General features: G+C 51.3%; 24 protein-coding genes. 11 read left to right on the top strand and 13 right to left on the bottom strand.

Annotation, left to right across the window (positions count from 1 at the left end):
• Positions 1-22 precede the first annotated feature (22 nt).
• The 9 genes from nth to ubiG all read right to left on the bottom strand — a co-directional run bounded on the left by nth (position 23) and on the right by ubiG (position 7,715).
• The gene (nth, locus tag METMI_RS0102680) at positions 23-706 is read right to left on the bottom strand and encodes an endonuclease III (RefSeq protein ID WP_019864672.1); all 684 of its coding nucleotides are present in this window, start codon (positions 704-706) and stop codon (positions 23-25) included.
• Positions 707-715: 9 nt separating this feature from the next.
• Positions 716-1,456, bottom strand: coding sequence for an S-methyl-5'-thioinosine phosphorylase (locus METMI_RS0102675; RefSeq protein ID WP_019864671.1), 741 nt, complete (start codon positions 1,454-1,456; stop codon positions 716-718).
• A gap of 3 nt (positions 1,457-1,459) precedes the next feature.
• Positions 1,460-2,011, bottom strand: a complete 552-nt coding sequence (locus tag METMI_RS0102670; RefSeq protein WP_019864670.1) for a hypoxanthine-guanine phosphoribosyltransferase — start codon at positions 2,009-2,011, stop codon at positions 1,460-1,462.
• A gap of 23 nt (positions 2,012-2,034) precedes the next feature.
• On the bottom strand, positions 2,035-3,048 hold the full coding sequence (nagZ, locus tag METMI_RS0102665; protein WP_029151453.1) for a beta-N-acetylhexosaminidase: 1,014 nt from the start codon (positions 3,046-3,048) through the stop codon (positions 2,035-2,037).
• Between the two features lie 167 nt (positions 3,049-3,215).
• Complete coding sequence (locus METMI_RS0102660; protein ID WP_019864668.1) at positions 3,216-4,955, bottom strand: GGDEF domain-containing protein; 1,740 nt, start codon at positions 4,953-4,955, stop codon at positions 3,216-3,218.
• An 87-nt stretch (positions 4,956-5,042) separates the two neighbouring features.
• Positions 5,043-5,591 carry a putative Fe-S cluster assembly protein SufT gene (sufT, locus tag METMI_RS0102655; protein WP_029151452.1) on the bottom strand — a complete coding sequence of 183 codons (549 nt, stop codon included), beginning with the start codon at positions 5,589-5,591 and terminating at the stop codon, positions 5,043-5,045.
• Between the two features lie 10 nt (positions 5,592-5,601).
• Complete coding sequence (locus METMI_RS0102650; RefSeq protein WP_019864666.1) at positions 5,602-6,330, bottom strand: SDR family NAD(P)-dependent oxidoreductase; 729 nt, start codon at positions 6,328-6,330, stop codon at positions 5,602-5,604.
• A complete protein-coding gene (locus METMI_RS0102645) occupies positions 6,321-7,001 on the bottom strand; it encodes an HAD family hydrolase (protein WP_019864665.1) in 681 nt (226 codons plus the stop codon). Before METMI_RS0102645 ends, METMI_RS0102650 begins: the two co-directional genes overlap by 10 nt.
• Before the next feature lie 6 nt (positions 7,002-7,007).
• A complete protein-coding gene (gene ubiG / locus METMI_RS0102640) occupies positions 7,008-7,715 on the bottom strand; it encodes a bifunctional 2-polyprenyl-6-hydroxyphenol methylase/3-demethylubiquinol 3-O-methyltransferase UbiG (protein WP_029151451.1) in 708 nt (235 codons plus the stop codon).
• 182 nt (positions 7,716-7,897) lie between these two features.
• Between ubiG and aroQ the strand changes: the two genes are divergently transcribed.
• The 11 genes from aroQ (at position 7,898) to METMI_RS0102590 (ending at position 16,198) form a co-directional block, all read left to right on the top strand.
• On the top strand, positions 7,898-8,344 hold the full coding sequence (gene aroQ / locus METMI_RS0102635; protein ID WP_019864663.1) for a type II 3-dehydroquinate dehydratase: 447 nt from the start codon (positions 7,898-7,900) through the stop codon (positions 8,342-8,344).
• 5 nt (positions 8,345-8,349) lie between these two features.
• Positions 8,350-8,790, top strand: a complete 441-nt coding sequence (gene accB, locus METMI_RS0102630) for an acetyl-CoA carboxylase biotin carboxyl carrier protein (protein WP_019864662.1) — start codon at positions 8,350-8,352, stop codon at positions 8,788-8,790.
• A 26-nt stretch (positions 8,791-8,816) separates the two neighbouring features.
• Positions 8,817-10,160, top strand: coding sequence for an acetyl-CoA carboxylase biotin carboxylase subunit (gene accC, locus METMI_RS0102625; protein ID WP_019864660.1), 1,344 nt, complete (start codon positions 8,817-8,819; stop codon positions 10,158-10,160).
• A gap of 275 nt (positions 10,161-10,435) precedes the next feature.
• Complete coding sequence (locus METMI_RS0102620; RefSeq protein ID WP_083930150.1) at positions 10,436-10,786, top strand: PilZ domain-containing protein; 351 nt, start codon at positions 10,436-10,438, stop codon at positions 10,784-10,786.
• 352 nt (positions 10,787-11,138) lie between these two features.
• Positions 11,139-12,017, top strand: a complete 879-nt coding sequence (gene prmA, locus METMI_RS0102615; protein ID WP_019864656.1) for a 50S ribosomal protein L11 methyltransferase — start codon at positions 11,139-11,141, stop codon at positions 12,015-12,017.
• Between the two features lie 4 nt (positions 12,018-12,021).
• Positions 12,022-12,783 (top strand): DUF3426 domain-containing protein, encoded by a 762-nt coding sequence (locus METMI_RS25235; protein ID WP_019864655.1) that lies wholly within the window; start codon positions 12,022-12,024, stop codon positions 12,781-12,783.
• 1 nt (position 12,784) lies between these two features.
• A complete protein-coding gene (locus METMI_RS0102605; RefSeq protein ID WP_019864654.1) occupies positions 12,785-13,981 on the top strand; it encodes a class I SAM-dependent rRNA methyltransferase in 1,197 nt (398 codons plus the stop codon).
• A 39-nt stretch (positions 13,982-14,020) separates the two neighbouring features.
• On the top strand, positions 14,021-14,218 hold the full coding sequence (locus tag METMI_RS28380) for a heavy metal translocating P-type ATPase metal-binding domain-containing protein (protein ID WP_232215169.1): 198 nt from the start codon (positions 14,021-14,023) through the stop codon (positions 14,216-14,218).
• On the top strand, positions 14,218-14,742 hold the full coding sequence (locus METMI_RS0102600) for a hypothetical protein (RefSeq protein WP_019864653.1): 525 nt from the start codon (positions 14,218-14,220) through the stop codon (positions 14,740-14,742). Before METMI_RS28380 ends, METMI_RS0102600 begins: the two co-directional genes overlap by 1 nt.
• Before the next feature lie 184 nt (positions 14,743-14,926).
• On the top strand, positions 14,927-15,907 hold the full coding sequence (gene dusB / locus METMI_RS0102595; RefSeq protein WP_019864652.1) for a tRNA dihydrouridine synthase DusB: 981 nt from the start codon (positions 14,927-14,929) through the stop codon (positions 15,905-15,907).
• A gap of 33 nt (positions 15,908-15,940) precedes the next feature.
• Positions 15,941-16,198 (top strand): helix-turn-helix domain-containing protein, encoded by a 258-nt coding sequence (locus METMI_RS0102590; RefSeq protein WP_051102394.1) that lies wholly within the window; start codon positions 15,941-15,943, stop codon positions 16,196-16,198.
• 111 nt (positions 16,199-16,309) lie between these two features.
• Here the strand turns inward: METMI_RS0102590 and METMI_RS0102585 are convergent, their stop codons facing one another.
• The 4 genes from METMI_RS0102585 to METMI_RS0102570 are packed head-to-tail and all read right to left on the bottom strand — an operon-like array spanning position 16,310 to position 19,953.
• Positions 16,310-17,386 (bottom strand): alpha/beta hydrolase, encoded by a 1,077-nt coding sequence (locus METMI_RS0102585; protein WP_019864649.1) that lies wholly within the window; start codon positions 17,384-17,386, stop codon positions 16,310-16,312.
• Positions 17,387-17,414: 28 nt separating this feature from the next.
• Positions 17,415-18,392, bottom strand: coding sequence for an RNA polymerase sigma factor RpoS (rpoS, locus tag METMI_RS0102580; protein ID WP_019864648.1), 978 nt, complete (start codon positions 18,390-18,392; stop codon positions 17,415-17,417).
• A gap of 44 nt (positions 18,393-18,436) precedes the next feature.
• The gene (locus METMI_RS23000) at positions 18,437-19,462 is read right to left on the bottom strand and encodes a peptidoglycan DD-metalloendopeptidase family protein (protein WP_019864647.1); all 1,026 of its coding nucleotides are present in this window, start codon (positions 19,460-19,462) and stop codon (positions 18,437-18,439) included.
• Between the two features lie 5 nt (positions 19,463-19,467).
• A complete protein-coding gene (locus tag METMI_RS0102570; RefSeq protein WP_019864646.1) occupies positions 19,468-19,953 on the bottom strand; it encodes a DnaJ domain-containing protein in 486 nt (161 codons plus the stop codon).
• Positions 19,954-20,034: the final 81 nt, after the last annotated feature.

Raw genomic sequence — 20,034 nt, 5'->3', positions numbered from 1 at the left:
AATATACTTCTGTTAGAAAAAATTACAATCTTTGTGGCTTGGTGATTAAAAGGTCTGGCGGCTGAATGCTTCCTGAATTGGTTTTTTCCCGATATTCGCACAAGTCAACGATAACACATTCGTTGCATTTAGGTTTTCTGGCCATACAGGTGTAACGGCCATGCAAGATCAGTAAATGATGCGCCGCCTTTTTGTGGTTTTTTGGAGTCCATTTGTCGAGTTTTTGTTCCACTTCAAGCACGGTCTTGCCAGGTGCGAGGCGGGTGCGGTTGGCGACCCGGAAGATATGCGTGTCAACAGCGATGGTTGGTTGCCCGAACGCGGTGTTAAGTATGACATTTGCCGTTTTTCTGCCGACTCCCGCCAAGGCTTCCAAGTGTTCGCGGGTGTCCGGGACTTGCCCGCCGTGGTTGGCCAGCAATTGTTGGCAGAGCGTAATGATGTTCGCCGCCTTGCTGTTAAAGAGCCCGATGGTTTTGATGTAAGTTTTTAAACCGTCGGTTCCCAGGGCTAAAATGCTTTCAGGGGTATTGGCGACCGGAAACAATTGCGCCGTTGCCTTATTGACCCCTTTATCGGTCGCTTGGGCGGACAGCACAACGGCGACCAGCAATTCGAACGGGTTGCTGTAGTTAAGTTCTGTGGCGGGTTCTGGTATGGCGGCGGCCAAGCGGTCAAATATCGCTAAGCGTTGTTGGGCGTTCATAGGGCAGGGTTACGCCAGCCCAATAAATGCTTCCAATAATTTCGCGGTATTTGCCATCCCGATATGCAAGTTTTGTTCAATTTCTGGCATGGTGATCTCCCCCTCGCTTTTGCCCGCCGCCCAGTTGGCGACCACCGATACGGAGGCGTAATTGATGTCCAGTTCTTTTGCCAAGGATGCTTCAGGCATTCCGGTCATGCCGACCAAGTCGCAGCCATCGCGTTCCATGCGGTTGATTTCGGCAATCGTTTCCAAACGCGGGCCTTGGGTGCAGCCATACGTGCCCCTTCCGCTGATGGTGATGCCGGCTTGGCTAGCGGCGGCGATTAAGGCGCTGCGTAATGTCGGGCTGTACGGAAAAGTAAAATCAATATGCTTGACCGGATAGTTGCCGTCGTCAAAAAACGTCTGTTTGCGGCTATAGGTATAGTCGATGATTTGGTCAGGGATGACGATATGGGCGGGTTGCATGGCCGCAGTGATGCCGCCGACGGCAGCGACGGCGATAATGTCCTCGACACCCAGTTGTTTCAGTCCCCAGATATTGGCGCGGTAGTTGATTTTATGCGGGGCTAGGGTGTGGGGGTTGCCGTGCCTGGCGAGGAAAACCACTGGCTTTTGGTTGAGTTCGCCCGTAATGAAATCGGCGGAAGGGCTGCCATAAGGTGTTGTTAGCTGCTCGCGCTTGATGATGGTTAAGCCACTGAGCTGGGTCAGTCCAGTGCCGCCAATAATAGCCAGTTGGGTCATGGGTTATTCCTGGTTGTCGATTTGGCAGGCATAAATGCCTGCGGCATTACGTAAATAGCCTTTGTAATCCATGCCATAGCCGAACAGATAACGGTTGGCGGCTTCCAGGCCGACAAAGTCCGCTTTAATGGGTTTTTCCCTGCCTAGCTGCTTGTCGATCAGCACCGCGCTGTAAACCGCATCCGCGCCTTCGTCCAGGCAATATTGGCGGATTGCCAATAAGGTGATGCCTTCGTCCAGGATATCGTCAATGATCAGGACTGTGCGGCCTTTGAGCGGCAATTGCGGTTTGAGCACCCATTCGATAGCCCCGCCGGAGGTTTGGTTTTGATACCGGCTGGCATTGATGGCGTCGACATTCAAGGGGATGTCCAGGCGGGGCAGCAATTTGCCGGCAATGACAACGCCACCGTTCATGACACAAAGGACAATCGGGTTGGTGTCGGCGAGTTTGGTGTTGATTTGGCCGGCCATGTCATCCAGCGCGGCTTCAACTTCCTGGGCACTGTGGAGCAGTTCGGCGGTGTCCTGGACGTGTTTGATTTCGTTGAGCATGGGCTTGTGATGGTTTTGCTAGATTAATTGCCGTTAAATTGCTTGATGAGCGATGTTATGGTTTGCCATTTTTGTGATTCATGGAGCTGTTCCCAGCCTATCCGCGCTTTTCCCCTCATTTGTGATAACCGCCCCTCACGAAGCGGGTCGATGCTGTCCGGGAGCGTTTCCAGCACTTGTTCCGCAGCCGCAGGGTTGTTGCAGACCAAAATCATATCGCAGCCGGCTTCTTGTGCGAGCCGGGCACGCTCGGCGAAACCGCCAACGGATGCCGCCCCTTCCATGCTTAAGTCATCGCTAAACACGACGCCTTGAAAGTTGAGTTCCTTACGCAAAACCTGTTGTATCCAGAACGGTGAAAATCCCGCCGCATTAGGGTCAATATTGGGGTAAACAATATGCGCCAACATGACGCCTTCAAGGCCTTCTGCAATCAGCTGTTTGAACGGGAGCAAATCATGGTTGCGGATGGTGTCCAGGTCACGCTTGTCTACGGGTAAGGCCAGATGCGAATCTAAGGCAACGGCCCCATGCCCGGGGAAATGTTTGCCTGTCGCCGCCATGCCGGCGACTTTCATGCCTTGTTTGAACAACCCGGCCAGTAAGGTGACCTGGCCGGGGTCGCGGGAAAAGGCGCGGTCACCGATAATTTCGCTGACCCCGCAATCGACATCCAGGACGGGCGCGAAACTAAAGTCCACCCCCACCGCCAGCAATTCCGCCGCCATTAACCAGCCTGCCGATTGCGCCAAATGGGGGGCTTGCTCAAAACGTGCGGCGGCCGGCAAACGGGTAAAACCTGTTTGGAAACGTTGTACCCTGCCACCCTCTTGGTCAACGGCAATCAGGATGTCGCCATCCCGTGCGGCCCGGATGCCGCTGATGAGCTCGGCGACTTGTTCCGGGTTTTGAAAGTTGCGGGAGAAGAGGATCACCGCTCCCGTATTGCGGTGGTTGATAAGCTCTTGCTCGATGGGGGATAGCGTCAAGCCAGCAATATCGAGCATTACCTGACCGATAGGGGGAGGTTTTGTCATGTTTGTTCTGATATGGTGTTAATGGAACCTGCCTATCCATAGTTGATTGGGCTAGATTTTAGCTGCACATGATAACAGGAAAATTTTTATGTCAATAATTGGCCTTGTCATTGTTAAGGAAGGGGACGGCACATGGGGTATCGCTTGCCCAAGACCCTATCCGTCTTTTACATGATTCCATTAACAAAATAACTGTTGCCTGGCGTTTGTTTGGCGGATTTCTTCGCGCTAGCCGCCAAATCGGCAATATCGACATGGGATTGGCATCGGCAGCAAGCGTCGGGGGCTACTATGCCCACCGATAAGCTGATCAGCGGGAAAAAACAGGGGGTGCCGGAGCGGTCTTCCGCATAAATGCCGCCCGCTTTGCTGTCATCCGCACGGTAGTATTGTGGCACCCGTTTTTCAAAGGCTGCCAAAATGTCTTCGCAGCATTGGAGCCAATTATCGCAGGTGAACACGACAATAAAGTCATCACCGCCGATGTGCCCCACCAAGCCGCAATCCTTGCCAATGTGGAACTGCAGGGTTTCGGCGACGGCTTTGATGATGTCATCGCCGGCACTGTAGCCATAGACATCATTAAACGGTTTGAAGTTATCCAGATCAAAATAGCCGACCGCGAAGGCCTGGTGGTTTGCCAGCAAGCGGTTGATGTAATCGTTGACGGGCACGCTGCCCGGCAATAACGTCAGCGGGTTGGCATGCTTGGCGTTCTGGATTTGTTGGCGGGTGATCACTTCCAGCAAATCCCGTACGGTGCCGACACCGACATAGGCTCCCTTGTCGGTAATGACAAAAGCCGTTTCATTCCCTAGGGCTGATGTCAGTTGTTGGCTGACCGATTCCAGCGGCGTATCTTGTTCAAAACTGAGCGGTTGTTTCTCTACAAACGACTTGGCTGGTTTCTTGCCATACAGCTCCAGTCCATAGCGGCTGGAAAACAGTTTGGCAAAAAAACGCTCCCTAAACATCAGGCCTGAAGCCTGGCCATTGTCAACCAGTGGCAGTATGGTCAATTCACTATTGCCTTGAAACCATTGCATGACATCGCCGATACACGTTTCTGCGGACAATGGCGAAATATAACTGACTATATGCTGCGCCGTATTGGAGTGGTAGGGGTTGGGCGATTGGGGTGACGGGGATTCCGTCGCCATCAGTGCGGAATCAATTTTTTCTAAAGGTACGGGCGCAGGTTTTGCGAAATAAAAGCCTTGGGCATAATGGATGCCCAGTTTTTCTATGGCCTTGAATTCTTCTTCGGTTTCCACGCCTTCGGCGATCACATGGCAACGCAGCGAGCTGGCTATGCTTTGGATGGAGCGCACAAAATGGGATTTGACCGTATCTTTGTGTAGCCCTTCGATGAAATGCTTGTCTATTTTCACATAATCGGGCTGTAATTCTGTCCATAACCGTAGGCCAGAATAGCCCGCACCCAAATCATCCAGGGCGATTTGGAAGCCTATGTCGCGGCAATGGCCAACGACATCCCGCATGAGCCGGTAACTGTCGGTCGCCTGGTGTTCGGTGATTTCAATGACCACCGAAGTGGGGTCGAGGCCAAATTCATTGTGGAAATGGCGGGTGATGGTGGTTTTAAAATCGGGGTGCAGCAGCACCGAAGGGCTGACGTTGATAAACAACTTTTCATTGAGGTTTAGGCTGGCGTAGTGCTTCAGGCTAATCTCACGGGAAAGGTATTCCAGTTTGTTGCTTAAGTCGAAACGGTCCGCCGTGGTGAACAGCACGAACGGCGTGTATAAAGGGCTGCCAGACGGGCCCCGGATCAGGGCCTCGTAACCGATGATTTTCTTATGGGCAATTGATACGATTGGCTGAAAATAAGGGGTCAGCTTTTCATCTTCAAGGATTTTGATGAGTTCATTATGTAATGCGGACATTGGATATTTTTACTTAAGGCAGCAAATGGCCAAGAGCATAGGTTCTGTCCGTTAGAATAGCAAGAAAGACGGTAATATTTCACAAAATTAATACAGCCCCAATTGCAATTTGGCAACTTCCGACATCATGTCGCGCGACCAAGGCGGGTCTAGGACGACTTCCACATTGACACTGGCGACACCTGGCAAGGCACGGATGCCTTTTTCGACATCGCCTTGGATGACCGGCCCCATGCCGCAACCGGGGGCGGTTAAGGTCATCATGATCTGCACGTCATACTGGCTGTCACCAACCGGACTGACTTTGCAATAATAAACCAGGCCCAGCTCGACGATGTTGACCGGGATTTCCGGGTCATAAACTGTGCGCATCACTTCCCAGCAATTTTGCTCGACCGCTTCGGCGCTCGTTTCCGACGCTAAGGTATGCAGCTGTTGCGGCTCTTTGCCGAGGGCGTCGGCATCGCTTCCGGCAATCCGCACCATGTGGCCATAATCGGTTATCACGGTAAAGTTATCGCCCAACGCTTGGTGCACCGTAACTTCCATGCCTTGACGCAACATGCCTACCGTGCCATCTGGGATCGTCACGATATTGACATCGCGGGTCAAAATAATTGTTTCTTTCTCAGCCATAATCGTTTTGTTATAAGTGGAATGTACGGGCATCGACGGTTTGGCCCGTGATGCCGATACTTTGTGGGCCTAACAAGTAAAGGTAAGCCGAAGCCAACGATTCCATTGCCGGCAAACGGGTTTTGTCTTCGGCAGGGTAGGCGCGTTTCCGCAATGGCGAATCCACCGGCCCGGGGATCAGGGTGTTGACTCTGATTGTGGAGGTTGCTTCCAATTCTTCCGCCAGGATTTTTGCAAAACCTTCCAAGGCTATTTTGGACACGCCGTACGCGCCTGAATAAGCGGGTGCAGCCCGTGCGGAAGAATCCGAGGTGAAGACAATGGACGCGTGCGTGCTTTTTTGTAATAAGGGCAGCAGCACCCGGCACAGCAAAAACGGGGCATTTAGGTTGACGCTTATCGCCTGTCCCCAGTCCTTGGTGCTGGTTTGCGACACGGGGGTAAAATGGCTAAATTCAACTGCCGAGTGTAGCAAGCCTTGTAACGAGCCGTATTTGTCACCGACCCGTTCTGCCAGTTCCAGGTAGTCGTTTTCGTTCGCGCCCGCCAAATCGAACGGGTACATAATCGGTTCCGGGGCGTTTGCTGCGACGATGCGGTCATAAACCGCTTCCAGTTTGGGGATCAGCTTGTCGAGCAAAATGATCTGCGCACCTTGTTTGGCGAGCGCTAAGGCGGCCGTGCCGCCTAAGCCGCCGCCCGCCCCGGTGATTAAGATGACGTGGTTGTTTAACGGCATAAGGCGGTGTCTATCCAAGTTAAAATTTGTGCGGGGGTAGTGATCAACGCATCGGCGCCCCACGTTTCCGGCTGGTCATCGGGTTTTAGATAGCCGTATGCCGCCGCCAGTGTCTTCATTTGTGCATTCTTGCCGGCGGTGATGTCATGGGGGGCGTCGCCAATGTAGACACATTCTAAAGGGTTCACGGCGGCACGTTTACAGGCTTCCAGCATCGGTTCCGGGTGGGGCTTGGGGTGGCCGGTGGTGTCGCCGCTGATGATGCAGGCGGCGCGGCCAGTCAATTGCAAGGCCTCCATCAATGGCAAAGTAAAGCGCTCGCGTTTGTTGGTCACGACCCCCCACTTCAAGTCACGGGCTTCAATTTCTGTCAAAGTGTCAAGGATGCCAGTGAAAAACACGCTGTGTTCGGCGATATTGTCCTGATAAAAATCGAGCATGCTTGTCAATATGGCGTCCTGCTCTTGCGCCGTTGCCGTATCGCCCAGGCAATCCTTAATCATGGCCATCGCCCCGAAAGAGATGAAGGGTTTGATTGCTTCGGGATCCACCATGGGAAAACCGTGGTGCCGGAAGGCCTTGTTCATGCAGGCAATCAGGTCTGGGGCGGTATCCACGAGGGTGCCATCAAGGTCGAACAGCACGCATGACAAGTTAAAATCTGTTGGCATTGCGGGTCACTCGGCGCGTTCAAAGGCGGCGATGTAATTGACGCCAATATCTTTGCCCAAACTAAACTGCTTGTTGAACGGGTTGTATTCAATCCCGACCATGCCTTGCAAGGCCAATCCTGCGGAACGTGCCGTCTGGCAAAGTTCAGAAGGTTTGATGAAAGTTTTAAAGTCATGTGTGCCTTTAGGCAGCATTTGCAGCAGATGTTCAGCCGCGACTATGGCTAATAGATACGCTTTCGGTTGCCGGTTTAAGGTTGAGAAAAACACTTTGCCGCCAGGCTTGACCAATTGGCTGCAAGCCGTGATGATGGAGCCAGGGTCAGGGACATGTTCAAGCATCTCCATGCAGGTGACATGGTCGAAGCTCCCTGGTTGTTGCTCGGCGAGTTCCTCGACACTGATTTTTTGGTAATGGGCATTAACCCCGGATTCGAGCCCGTGTAGGTCGGCAATGTCGACCAATTCTTCACTAAGGTCGATACCCAATGCGTCGGCGCCCTGTTTGGCAAGCGCTTCGGTCAAGATGCCGCCACCGCAACCGACATCGACAATGCGTTTGCCGGCGATTCCGGCATATTGCCGTATAAACTCAAGCCGCAACGGGTTTATGTCGTGCAAGGTCTTGAATTCGCCTTGGGTGTCCCACCAGCGTTCCGCCATGGAACCAAATTTGTTGATTTCATGCAGGTGTACATTGTTTCTCATTGTCATCGTGCCCGACTGTCTGATAAATGCGTAATAGTGTACTCTATCGCTAGGTTATTAGTCATTTTAAGCATGATTTTTATGCGTTTGCGGTATTGTCAAAAAAAACAATAGATGGACAAAATCCTGCAAAACGGTAAAATTACGCGGTTAAAATGCCCCTTAACCCCGTATCGACAATTCCTTAAATGGCAACAATTACCGTACTAAATGGCCCAAATTTAAACCTGTTGGGGTTACGTGAACCCGGCCATTACGGTAATAAGACTTTGGCGGATATCAAGGCCTTATTGGAGCAGCGGGCTGTCGGGCTAAACCATCAGCTGGCCTTTTATCAAACCAACGCAGAACACGAGCTCGTCGAACTGATCCACCAGTCCTATCGCGTGGCCGTTGATTTCATTATCATTAACCCTGCCGCCTTTACGCATACCAGTGTGGCTATCCGTGATGCCTTGCTGGCTACCCAGATCCCCTTTATTGAGGTTCATCTATCGAACGTTTATGCCCGTGAACCTTTTAGAAAACACTCCTATTTCTCAGATATTGCCAAAGGCGTTATTTGTGGATTGGGGGCAACCGGATACGAATTGGCCTTGCAGGCCGCGCATCAGATATTAGCCGAGAGACAATAAATACAATGGATATTAGAAAAATTAAAAAACTTATCGAAATGATTGAAAAATCGGGTATTGCTGAGCTGGAAGTCAAAGAAGGCGAAGAAAGCATACGCATCAGCCGCTACTCAGCCGCTCCGGCACCCGCTGCATACGCCCCTCAAATAGCGCCAGCCATCAGCGGAACTACCATCGCGCAACTTTCCGCCCCTGCCGAAGAGGCCGTTAGTGGCCATGTCGTCAAATCGCCAATGGTCGGCACTTTTTACCGTTCGGCATCACCTGGCACCAAAGTGTTTGTCGAAGTCGGGCAAACTGTACAGGCAGGCGACACCTTATGCATCATCGAAGCGATGAAAATCCTTAACCAGATTGAATCCGATGCAAGCGGCACCATCAAGCAAATCCTGGTGGATAACGCCGAACCCGTCGAATACGGACAGCCTTTATTCATCATTGAATAACGAACAATTAAGGAAACGGGAAAATCATGTTCGATAAAATCGTTATCGCCAACCGTGGCGAAATCGCCCTGCGCATTTTACGCGCCTGTAGGGAACTGGGGGTTAAAGTGGTTGCCGTCCATTCTGAAGCCGACCGCGACCTGAAACACGTCCGCCTTGCTGACGAGTCAGTCTGCATAGGCCCCGCTTCATCCACGGATAGCTATCTGAATATTCCGGCCATTATCAGTGCCGCCGAAGTCACCGATGCCGAAGCCATTCATCCCGGCTATGGGTTTTTGTCTGAAAACGCTGACTTCGCTGAAAAAGTCAAACAAAGCGGGTTTGTGTTTATTGGCCCGAATGCCGACACCATCCGCATGATGGGTGACAAAATTTCCGCCAAAAACGCCATGTTGGCGGCAGGCATCCCCTGTGTGCCGGGCAATAATGACCCTTTGTCAGACGATAATAAAAAAAATCTCAAGCTTGCCCATGAAATTGGTTATCCGGTCATCATCAAAGCGGCCGGCGGTGGCGGTGGCCGGGGTATGCGTACCGTACATACCGAAGCCGCACTGATCAATGCGATTGCCATGACCAAAGCCGAAGCGGGCAGCGCATTCGGTAATGCCACCGTGTACATGGAAAAGTTCCTGGAAGACCCCCGCCATATCGAATTCCAAGTCATGGCCGATTCCTATGGCAATGCAATACACTTGGGGGAGCGTGACTGCTCCATGCAACGCCGCCACCAAAAAGTCGTGGAAGAAGCGCCGGCCCCTGGCATCACCGAAGAGCAACGCAAAACTATCGGTGAGCGTTGCGCGAAAGCCTGTGTTGACATCGGCTATCTCGGTGCCGGCACGTTTGAATTCCTGTATGAGAAAGGCGAGTTTTATTTCATTGAAATGAACACCCGTGTGCAGGTTGAGCATCCGGTTACGGAAATGGTCACCGGGTTTGACATTGTCAAGGAACAGCTGCGCATTGCCGCGGGCGAACGCTTGTCCATTACCCAAGACCAAGTCAAAATCCAGGGACATGCGATTGAATGCCGCCTGAATGCCGAAGACCCCCATACTTTTATGCCTTGCCCAGGCAAAATAGACCAGTTCCATATGCCCGGCGGCCCCGGTATCCGTTGCGAAACGCATATTTACAACGGTTATAAAGTGCCACCTTACTATGATTCGATGATTGGCAAGCTCATCGCCCACGGTGAAACCCGCAAAGGTGCGATTGCCCGTATGAACACGGCGTTAAGTGAGATCATCATTGATGGTATCAAAACCAACATCCCTCTCCAGCAAGACATTATGAATGACAGTGCGTTTATGGCGGGCGGGCAGAACATCCATTATTTGGAAAAAAAATTGGGGATTTATTGAGCATACGGTTTATGTTTCCTTCCTACGGTCAGACCCCGCTTAGTTTTTAGCCAATCCCTGCCAGGCCCAATAGATCTAATCTATCCTGTAACCTCCGGTTTGCGCCACTGGTGCCAGTGGCAAACCGGAGCCAAAAGCCACGAAGCGGATCCGGCGGGACGTGTTTATCGGTTGCCTATTTGCCGCTAGATCCGCTTCGTGCCTTGGCAAGGCCATTACGGGATATGGCTACGGCTTAGTTTGCGGCAGTATCATTATTATAAAAGGATAAAAATATGGCGGCTCCACCAGTAGACAAGCGTAGGCATACGCGATTGCCCAGTGACCTTAGGTACTTTTTTTTTATTGATGGCAAAAAATACGCTGGCAAAGTCAGCAACATTAGCTTAAGCGGTGCATTTTTGTCGGAAGCTGATCCTGAAATATCCCCTGGGCATAATTCCCACTCAGGTATCCTCAAAATTTATCTTGAGGACGAGCTTTTGTTATTGAAATGCCAAGTTGTTTATGCGGCGACGCATGACAATGAATATTTCCTGCCCGGAGCCGGTGTCGCTTTTGATGATGGGGACCATGAGACCAACAAATCAATAACAAGGATAGCCGTCGCCTATCATCTGTGTTAGGAAGCCCTGCGATAAGTGCGGCCATGCTGTAACCGTCCACTTAAATAAGGTTGCCGTGTTTTTTATGCATAGGCTTCCGAGACTGTGAAAATATTGCAAAATGCTCTAAGAATTAATGATTGTCCACAAAAAACACGAAACACTTAAATAATAACTTTCAATAACTTTCAATAACTTATATCTAATCTGGTTTTACATTTTCGTGTTTTTTCGTGATTTTCGTGGACATAAAATAATTCTTTCACAGTCTCTTCCGCGTTTTCCATTAACCGGATAACCATGTTGCCGTTCCTATGGGCTGCATGCCCTCTTTTGGTTATCTGTCCCACACTTATTTTACCTTCTGCTTCCTATGCCTTGGCATCAAATTACCGTCACCACCCTTGAACATTTAGCCCCCACGCTAGCCGATTTTTTTGACCGTCAAGGCGCGGTGTCGGTGACCTATATGGATGCGGAAGACGAACCGGTCTACGAACCGGCCATCGGTGAGACTAAGATCTGGACACGTACGCAAGTGATCGCTTTGTTTGAGCTGGATTCAGAACCGGAGACCATAAAGGCTAAGGTTTATGGACAATTTCCGGCCCAAGATTTGTTGGCTTGGCAATATGAGGCCGTTGCCGACCAAGCGTGGGAACGGGCGTGGATGGAATACTACCATCCCATGAAATTTGCCGGCAGACTGTGGGTGTGCCCGACCGGACAAGAGCAACATGAAACCGGTACGGTTTGCCTGACATTGGATCCGGGATTGGCGTTTGGCACGGGCACGCACCCGACGACAGCCTTATGCCTGGAATGGTTGGCCAGCCATGATTTGTCGGGTAAAACCGTGATTGATTATGGCTGCGGTTCGGGGATTTTGGCGGTGGCGGCGGTGTTGTTGGGCGCTGAATCGGCGCTTGCCGTTGACATAGACCCCCAGGCCCTGACCGCAACCCGCGACAATGCCTTAAAAAACAATGTCCAAGACAAGATCATCTGTTATCTCCCCGAACAGTTCAAACCCGTCCAGGCGGATGTGGTGTTGGCGAATATTCTCGCAAAACCCCTGATTGAATTGGCTGCCCCTATCAGTGCTTTGGTCGCCCCGGGCGGGCAACTGGTCTTGTCGGGCATCTTGCATGACCAAAGCGGCGCGGTGATGGACGCCTACCGGCAGGCCATCAATTTTGCATTGCCTGTGCAGCAAGAAGACTGGATCAGGTTGGACGGCTGCAAACCCTGACGCCATGTTCACGCTATGCCCGAATTGTAGCCAACAACAAGAGCTGACGGCAGAGCAATTGCGTGTGACGCGGGCCATCTTATATTGCCCCCAATGCGGCATCCACTTTGACGCATTGGAACAGCTTAGCGATACCCGTCATGATGCACGGCTTGCGTCCAGTGGGGAGGGGGTATCGGGTTCTACGCGGATACCGCCTTTTGCGCCAGTCCAGGGGGCGTCCAATAGGCATGGCCATAAACCCGGTGTGTTTTCAGGACGGTACCGGCTAAGCGGGCCGGATAGCCCCGCCATGTTGCCGTGGGAACAAGCCCGGCAAGTGGCCAACCCGCATTGGCGGTCAGGAGTATTGGCAGGTTTGCTGTTACTGGCAGGGCAGCTGCTCTATTTCCATGGCGACGGGATCAGCCAAAACCACATGCTGCGGCGTTTTTGCCAGCCTCTTAAATGCCCGTTGCCGGCATATCAAAATGCCGCTGAACTGGCCATCGTCAGCAACGCTCTGGAGCCGCTGCCCGACCACGGGCATTTGTTTAAGGTTTTGGTTGTCAACCAAGCGGCATTTGCCCAAACTTACCCTGAGATTGACCTGACGCTACAAGATTATGAGGGCAATGCCATAGCGCACCGCCGCTTCCGTCTTAAAGACTACTTGCTCAATCCTGAAGCCGCAAGCATCCAACCCGATGCAATGGTGGAGCTGAGGTTGCATATCGCCCCGACCACCCAAAACGTGGGCGGTTATACTTTCGATTTGGCTTATTAATATGGCACATCCTGTACTTTATCTAAAAAAACACGAAGACCAACGCCTGCGTAAAGGCCATTTGTGGGTGTTCAGCAACGAAATTGACATGCAACGCTCGCCTTTAGACCAATTTACGGCAGGCGGTTTGGTGCAAATCCATAGTGCGGACGGCAAGGCCATGGGGACAGCTTATGTCAACCCCAATACCTTGGTCTGTGCACGGCTGTTATCGAGAAAAGCCAACCTCAAATGCGGGCAAAACTTTTTTAAGGAGCGCCTAAGCACCGCCTTGGCCTTACGGGAAAAGGTTTTCGACAAGCCATACTACCGCCTAGCTTTTGGTGAAAGTGACGGCCTGCCTGGTTTGGTGATCGACCGTTTTGGCGATGTGTTCTCTGTGCAAATCACCACCGCCGGGATCGAACAACGGAAAACGGCACTATTGGACGCTTTGGTCGAACTGTTCGCCCCTAGCGCCATTGTGCTGAAAAATGATAACAGCCAACGGGAATTGGAAGGGTTAAGCTTGGCTTCAGAAGTCGCTTACGGTGAACTGCCTGGCACGCTGGCCATTGAAGAAAATGGTGCGCAATTTTATGTCAATATTTTGGATGGGCAGAAAACCGGTTGGTTTTACGACCACCGTAGCAGCCGGGCGCAATTGGCGGGTTTGGCAAAGGGTTTGCGGGTGTTGGATTTGTTTTCTTATACCGGGGCTTGGGGGATACCGGCAGCCCGTGCCGGAGCGGCGGAAGTCACCTGCGTGGACGCCTCGGAAGGCGCGTTGACACTGGCGGCAGAAAGTGCCAGACTCAATGGGGTCGCAGATTGTATGCAATTTGTGCGTAGCGACGTGTTTGACTTTTTAAAACAGGCGCGGCTGGACAATCAAGTTTATGACATCATCGTCCTTGACCCGCCTGCCTTAATCAAGCGTAAAAAAGATTTCAAACAAGGTTATGAAGCGTATCGCCGCTTGAACCATCTTGCCTTGCAAGTGCTGGGGAAAAACGGCGTGCTGGTGTCGGCCTCTTGTTCATTCCACTTAAGCCGGGACAATTTACAGGAAATTTTGCGCTCATCGGGGCGGCATATTGACCGGCATCTGACTTTTTTCGCTAACTTAGGGCAAGGCCCTGACCATCCGATAGACCCTGCTATTCCTGAAACGGACTACCTGAAAACCTTTTTTTGTTCAGTTTCATCCAGTTTGTAAAATAATGAAGGCGTAAAATCATTAAGGCAGGTTGCCATTATGGAAAAAGAGTCTTGCACATTGTGCGGCCAACCCGTAAAACTTGAAGGATTTACCCAAACCGATAGCGACGGTATCAAGAAATTTTGCTGTGGGGGCTGTTTGAGCCTTTTTAGGCTCATATACCCGCACGGCGGAACATCCCCAATAAATCAAGAAACCGCTAACAACAATACTAATAATGAGGAGTCAACTTAATGAAAGCTTGTGAAAATTGCGTCCGTGTAGAAATCGGCAAACACCACGACAAAATGCCCGTTTGGAAACGGGCGGTCGGGATGGTGTTGGTGTATCTGCCTATCCTGACTTTGCCGTTTGTCATTTTAAGCGCGTATATGACTTACTACCATCTGCTGTTTGTGGGTGCTAAAAACCTCAAGAAATGGTCGGATTTCATCCCTGACCGTGCCAGCCACCGATACACAATGAAAAGCCAAATCACCATGAAGCCGACGTTTTATGGCAGCCTGTCGCAATTCAGGCTGTTTTGGATCTTAAACTGCACTTGGTATTGCCCATACAGCGTCGCTTTGTTTGAATGGCATGCTTATATGGTGAAAATCGTTGAAAACTGGTGGTGCCCGTTCACCCATGACAAGAAAGAGAGCTATAGCAATGCCAAAATCGACCAATCATTTTGGCATATCTACCCGCATGACAATGCCAAGCTGACCGACGAGGACCGCGACAACCCGATTTGGAATGAATCTGCCGAGTCATGATACGCCAGTGACTGGAGGCATGAGGCCATATTCCAGATAGTTTATTCACCACCAGTTTACGGAGGGCATAAAAAGTGCTGTGGGTCTCCGTATGCTAGCCTTTGAAAGGGCTCGTATCGTATTGTCGGAGCCTTATTTTAGGGTATGATACGCGCCCTTTTGCCATTTCCGGATCCCCCTCGCCATGCTGATAGGCCATCATAAACTCGCCAACCCTTTGATACTCGCGCCGATGGCCGGCATCAGTGACCGCCCGTTCCGGACGTTGTGCCGGAAATTTGGCGCGGGGCTCGCCGTCTCGGAGATGGTTGCCTCCAATCCCGCGTTGAGGGGGCATAAGCGCACCTTGCTCAAAACCGACCATACTGGCGAAACCGGCCTGCGTTCTGTCCAGATACTGGGCACCGACCCCGGTCAAATGGCGGAGGCGGCACGTTTTAATGTCCAACGTGGCGCGGAAATGATTGACATCAATATGGGGTGTCCGGCAAAAAAGGTTTGCTCGGTCGCTGCGGGTTCCGCTTTGTTAAAAAATGAAGGCTTGGTGACGGAAATCCTTGACGCCGTTGTCAACGCCGTAAATGTCCCGGTCACGCTGAAAATCCGCACGGGATGGGATTTGCAAAACCGTAATGCCGTGGCCATTGCTAAGATTGCCGAAGCGGCGGGTATCGCCGCATTGACGGTCCATGGCCGCACCCGTGCCTGCAAATTTGCAGGCATGGCCGAATACGAGACCATCCGCCAAGTTAAGCAATCCGTCAATATCCCGGTTGTCGCTAACGGCGATATTGATTCGCCAGAAAAGGCGAAGCAGGTTTTGGAGCTGACCGGAGCGGATGCCCTTATGATTGGTCGGGCCGCCCAAGGCAATCCCTGGATTTTCCAACAAATCAACCACTTCCTTAATACTGGTAAGCTAATTGCTAAGCCGGACTTGTCCAGTGTCTGGCAACTGTTGGTCGAACATCTCGAGGCACTTTACCTCTTCTACGGCGACATTTCTGGTGTTAGAATAGCCCGGAAGCATATCGTCTGGTATTGCCAAGCCCTGGCTATGCCGCAAAGCACTCAAAACGCCATCAATCAGGCGCAACGACCCGCCGAACAAATCGCTCTGATCGATTCATTTTTCCATCCTCTGACCAACGCAAGTGCTGAATAACCCATGGAAGCTTCTAAACATTGTGCCGAAATCATGAGTAATAATCCCCCCACCATCAATATCCCAGTCCCGTTATCCGCTTATGTCAAACAGACGCTTGAGCTGTATTTTGCACAATTAAGCGACCACGACGCGGTTAACCTTCATGCCATGGTTATCTGTGAAGTGGAAAAACCCCTGCTGGAAGCAGCCCTAACCCATTCGGGGCATAATCAAACTAAAGCCGCCAAAGTCTTAGGCTTAAGCCGCAGTACCTTGCGTAAAAAATTGGAGCATTACGGCATTTCTTAAGGCGTCCGGTTTCCTGTTGTGGCGCATGGCCAATAAAAGCAAAAGGTTATTTATCCGTCCATCCGGTAAGTGGCGCCATGCCCCGGGTTCAAGAATATCTTATTGGGCGGGTCAAATTTTTGCCGATGGGTTCCCGTCAACATCCAGCCGCTGTTTTGCATAGCGGTCAGCGGCAGAAGGCAGTGCCGTTGCCGGTGATTTTATCCACGCGAAGATGTCCTGCCAGACAATAAAGGCGTTGATGTCCCGCAAGAGCATGTGGTAGCCGTTTTTATAAAAAGCCACGGACTTTTTGGGGGGGCGGGTTTGTAGGAATTTACTTAAAAATTGGTAAGTGGGCTGTGGGGGGATGATTTGGTCGTTGTCGCCGTAAAGCAGCAGGCCGGGCAGGTTAAGTTGCCCGGCCTGCTGCTGGGCGATGTCCATCAAATCCGCCAAGCCCCACAAGGCCTCGACGCGGGTGGCTTTAATGACCAGCGGGTCGCGGCTTAAGGCTTTAAGCATGGGGATGTTGTCAGATGCCTGTATTTTGAGCCCCCTTCCGGTCAGCGTCAGTGATGGCAGGGTATGGGCGAGTGACCAGAGCAAGGCCTGTTGGTACCAAGGCATGGTGTTTCTGGCCCAAACCGCAGGTGCGGAGAGGATGATGCCGGCGACGTCCGGCCTTGGCGTTTGCGCCATGGTGGCGATCACCACGGCGCCGCCCATGCTTTCGCCGAGTAAAAAAATAGGCAAGTGGGGGTGCTTATTCCTGATAAGGCGGATAAACAAAGTTAAATCCTGGACATAAGTCGGGGTTCCGGCCCATAAGCCGCGCTGGGGGGTGCTGCCAAAGCCGCGTTGGTCATAGGCGTAACAGGCGATCCCCTGCTGGCTAAAAAATTCGGCAGGCTGTTGGAAGGAGTTGCTGTAATCGTTAAAGCCATGGATGGCTATTAGAACGGCCTGAATGGTGGTGTTTTTTTGGGGTGGCCATTGCCTGATGGGGAGTATGGAACCGTCGGCGGTGAGGTAGCGGTTAGCCAACAGTTGCGCGGGTATGGCAGGTAACCCGAGGGTGTTGGCTTTCGGCATGCAGCCCGAAAGGAGCAGAAACAGCAGGGGAAAAAAGAAACGGGAAGGGGCGTTGGCTTTGGCGGGGAGCAAGCTACGCCGGGAATCTGGCTGGTGATAGGCGGTTGCGGGCATGGGTCAAAATCGCCATCAGGTATGGCCGTTAATTAAAAATTTCTTCGAACGAGTAACCATGCGTGTGCATGATTTCTTTTAATTTTTTTAAGGCTTCCATTTGGATTTGCCGGATACGTTCGCGGGTCACACCCAACTCCTGGGCGACTTGTTCAAGGGTCGCTTCCTGATAGCCGCATAAGCCGTAACGGCGGCAAATCACATCGCGCTGTTTGTCAGGGAGTTCAAAAATCCAGTGGCAGATATTGAGGTTGATGCCATCTGCCTGGATTTTTTCATCATGCGGTAGGGCGGCATCGTGTGAAATGGAGTCGAGGATCGGTTTTTCAAAATCCTGTGAACAGGGCACGTCAACGGACGTGACCCTCTCGTTCAGTTTAAGCATTTTTTCAACCTGTGACACAGGCCGGTCGAGATGCTCGGCGATGTCTTCGGCGTTGGGCTCACGGTCCAGCAATTGCGCCAAATGGCGTTGCGTTTTCAGGTAAGTGTTCAGTTCCTTAACGATATGGATCGGTAAGCGGATCGTCCGGGTTTGGTTCATAATGGCGCGTTCAATCGCCTGCCTGATCCACCAAGTGGCATAGGTCGAAAACCGGAAACCTTTTTCGGGGTTGAATTTTTCGACGGCACGGATCAAGCCTAAATTACCTTCATTGATCATGTCCAATAGGGGGAGCCCCCGGTTGACATAGCGGCGGGAGATTTTGACGACCAGGCGCAGGTTGCTTTCAATCATGATGTTACGGGCTTCCTGGTCGCCTTTTATCGCCCTTTTCCCATAAGTTATTTCCTGCTCGGCGGTCAGCAGCTTTGACCGGCCTAATTCATTAAGATAAACACGGGTGGCATCGAAATCGTAGGTGCTTTTCGATTTTATAACGGCAATTTCAATATCCGATATGTCCTGCACGAAGTGGGCGTCGGTTTCATCATCAAAAGAAAAATCTTCATCAAGGCTTGCAACTATCTCATCATCCAAAGGTGCGGTTAATTCTTCATTCATAAATAATTTACGGGATTAGTCGAGATAAGCAGGTGGTTGATTCATTATTTAGGTAAGAAATTTAGCGGATCCACAGGCGCCCCGTTTTTTCTTATCTGAAAATGCAGGGCGCCGGGTTTCTTTGAGGCGTTCATTTCGGCGATAAGCTGCCCCGCTTTTACCTGTTGTTCTTCATGGACGATAACACGGCTATTGTTGGCATAGGCCGTTAAATACTGCTGATTGTGTTTGATGATGACCAGGTTTTTAAGGTTGCTTAAGCCTGATCCGGTATATACGATTTGTCCGGCTTCTGCGGCCACCACAGATTGCTTTCCTGCCGTGCTTTCTATATCAATGCCTTGGTTATTCGATTGACTAAAGCTTTTGATGACCCGGCCATTAATTGGCCATTTAAAGTTTAACTTTAACACTTTTTTATTATCAATTGGAATAGCGGATTTTTTTTCCGTAACGGCGGGCTGTTTAATGGCCGCCGGAGCTTTTGCCTGTTTGGGGAGGGGGGCGATAACGGGTGCGGAAGGCTTTTTGGTGGTTGGTATTTTAGGTTTTGGGGGCTCAGGACGGTTTTCTTTGGCGGGTGACGGCTTCACTTGGTTTGGATGGGTTGCCGGCTCTTCGGGGGAGTTAAACAGTTGCAGTATTTGTCCGGCCCTTACCTGATAAGGTGAGGGGAGGTGGTTCCACTGGGCCAGGTCCTGAAAAACGTGGCCGGAGCTGACGCTGATCGAATACAGTGTGTCGCCGGACTTGACTTGATAATATTTCCTAGGGTCGAGGGTTATGGCGGTGGCGGTGTTTTTTTGGGGCATGAAAGTGATTGCCGGGGATTTGGTGCGTGCAATAGGCTTAACGGCTATGGCGGCCGGTTTTTCGGGGATGCCGGTAGTTGCTACTATAGGTTTTTTGCTGGGGGTGGGGGCAGAGGCCGGGGGTAATAATGCCTTAGTGGTTTGGGTGTGCGGCTTGCTTGCTTGCGGCTCGGTAGCAATGCCGGTGTTTTGTGCGCCCAGGGCTAATGAGGGGGTTAGGCTAATAAGGAACAGCAGCTTTGTAAGGTTTTGGTACATAGTCGTTATTTCTTTAATAGGATTTTTTTAGCGAGATTGATTTTTGCGGCCAAGTAATCCGAACCACCACGGTCGGGATGGTTTTTCAGCATCAACCTGCGGTGTGCGTCAAGAATATCCTGTTCGGACGCCCCTGGCTTTAAGCCCAGAATTTCATAAGCTTCGTCAATTGCCATATCGCCTTTGCCCGGTGTTTTTGGGGCGTTGTTTTGCCGTTGTGCAGTGAAGTGCATCCACAGCCGTTGCAGGTGTGGGAAGTAATGTAATAAAACCGGGATGAGCCGGAAAAGATAGGCAATGGCGACGGCGATGAGTGCGAACAATGCGTTCAGTTTCCCCGTTGCCGCTAGAAATAAGATCATGCCGCCGATAACACTAAAGCCAATAATTCTGATATATTTCCTCAAAACTACGGGTGGCTTTTTTAGGACGCCCCGTAAGGCGAAATAGCCAATGATGACGAGCAGCAAAAGCAAAACGAACCGAATCAAGGTATGCTCCGGGATAATAATCCAGTCAAGGCTGATTAAATAGAGGTTATACCAATAATACCTTAGAATAACTTACAAAAG

The sequence above is a fragment of the Methylovulum miyakonense HT12 genome (assembly GCF_000384075.1).
Classification (GTDB): Bacteria; Pseudomonadota; Gammaproteobacteria; order Methylococcales; family Methylomonadaceae; genus Methylovulum; species Methylovulum miyakonense.
This window is presented reverse-complemented; position numbering and strand designations above follow the sequence as displayed.

Excerpts from the sequence above, each read along its gene's own strand:
- nth (WP_019864672.1), bottom strand. The coding sequence starts at position 706 with ATGAACGCCCAACAACGCTTAGCGATATTTGACCGCTTGGCCGCCGCC.
- METMI_RS0102675 (WP_019864671.1), bottom strand. The coding sequence starts at position 1,456 with ATGACCCAACTGGCTATTATTGGCGGCACTGGACTGACCCAGCTCAGT.
- METMI_RS0102670 (WP_019864670.1), bottom strand. The coding sequence starts at position 2,011 with ATGCTCAACGAAATCAAACACGTCCAGGACACCGCCGAACTGCTCCAC.
- nagZ (WP_029151453.1), bottom strand. The coding sequence starts at position 3,048 with ATGACAAAACCTCCCCCTATCGGTCAGGTAATGCTCGATATTGCTGGC.
- METMI_RS0102660 (WP_019864668.1), bottom strand. The coding sequence starts at position 4,955 with ATGTCCGCATTACATAATGAACTCATCAAAATCCTTGAAGATGAAAAG.
- sufT (WP_029151452.1), bottom strand. The coding sequence starts at position 5,591 with ATGGCTGAGAAAGAAACAATTATTTTGACCCGCGATGTCAATATCGTG.
- METMI_RS0102650 (WP_019864666.1), bottom strand. The coding sequence starts at position 6,330 with ATGCCGTTAAACAACCACGTCATCTTAATCACCGGGGCGGGCGGCGGC.
- METMI_RS0102645 (WP_019864665.1), bottom strand. The coding sequence starts at position 7,001 with ATGCCAACAGATTTTAACTTGTCATGCGTGCTGTTCGACCTTGATGGC.
- ubiG (WP_029151451.1), bottom strand. The coding sequence starts at position 7,715 with ATGACAATGAGAAACAATGTACACCTGCATGAAATCAACAAATTTGGT.
- aroQ (WP_019864663.1), top strand. The coding sequence starts at position 7,898 with ATGGCAACAATTACCGTACTAAATGGCCCAAATTTAAACCTGTTGGGG.
- accB (WP_019864662.1), top strand. The coding sequence starts at position 8,350 with ATGGATATTAGAAAAATTAAAAAACTTATCGAAATGATTGAAAAATCG.
- accC (WP_019864660.1), top strand. The coding sequence starts at position 8,817 with ATGTTCGATAAAATCGTTATCGCCAACCGTGGCGAAATCGCCCTGCGC.
- METMI_RS0102620 (WP_083930150.1), top strand. The coding sequence starts at position 10,436 with ATGGCGGCTCCACCAGTAGACAAGCGTAGGCATACGCGATTGCCCAGT.
- prmA (WP_019864656.1), top strand. The coding sequence starts at position 11,139 with ATGCCTTGGCATCAAATTACCGTCACCACCCTTGAACATTTAGCCCCC.
- METMI_RS25235 (WP_019864655.1), top strand. The coding sequence starts at position 12,022 with ATGTTCACGCTATGCCCGAATTGTAGCCAACAACAAGAGCTGACGGCA.
- METMI_RS0102605 (WP_019864654.1), top strand. The coding sequence starts at position 12,785 with ATGGCACATCCTGTACTTTATCTAAAAAAACACGAAGACCAACGCCTG.
- METMI_RS28380 (WP_232215169.1), top strand. The coding sequence starts at position 14,021 with ATGGAAAAAGAGTCTTGCACATTGTGCGGCCAACCCGTAAAACTTGAA.
- METMI_RS0102600 (WP_019864653.1), top strand. The coding sequence starts at position 14,218 with ATGAAAGCTTGTGAAAATTGCGTCCGTGTAGAAATCGGCAAACACCAC.
- dusB (WP_019864652.1), top strand. The coding sequence starts at position 14,927 with ATGCTGATAGGCCATCATAAACTCGCCAACCCTTTGATACTCGCGCCG.
- METMI_RS0102590 (WP_051102394.1), top strand. The coding sequence starts at position 15,941 with ATGAGTAATAATCCCCCCACCATCAATATCCCAGTCCCGTTATCCGCT.
- METMI_RS0102585 (WP_019864649.1), bottom strand. The coding sequence starts at position 17,386 with ATGCCCGCAACCGCCTATCACCAGCCAGATTCCCGGCGTAGCTTGCTC.
- rpoS (WP_019864648.1), bottom strand. The coding sequence starts at position 18,392 with ATGAATGAAGAATTAACCGCACCTTTGGATGATGAGATAGTTGCAAGC.
- METMI_RS23000 (WP_019864647.1), bottom strand. The coding sequence starts at position 19,462 with ATGTACCAAAACCTTACAAAGCTGCTGTTCCTTATTAGCCTAACCCCC.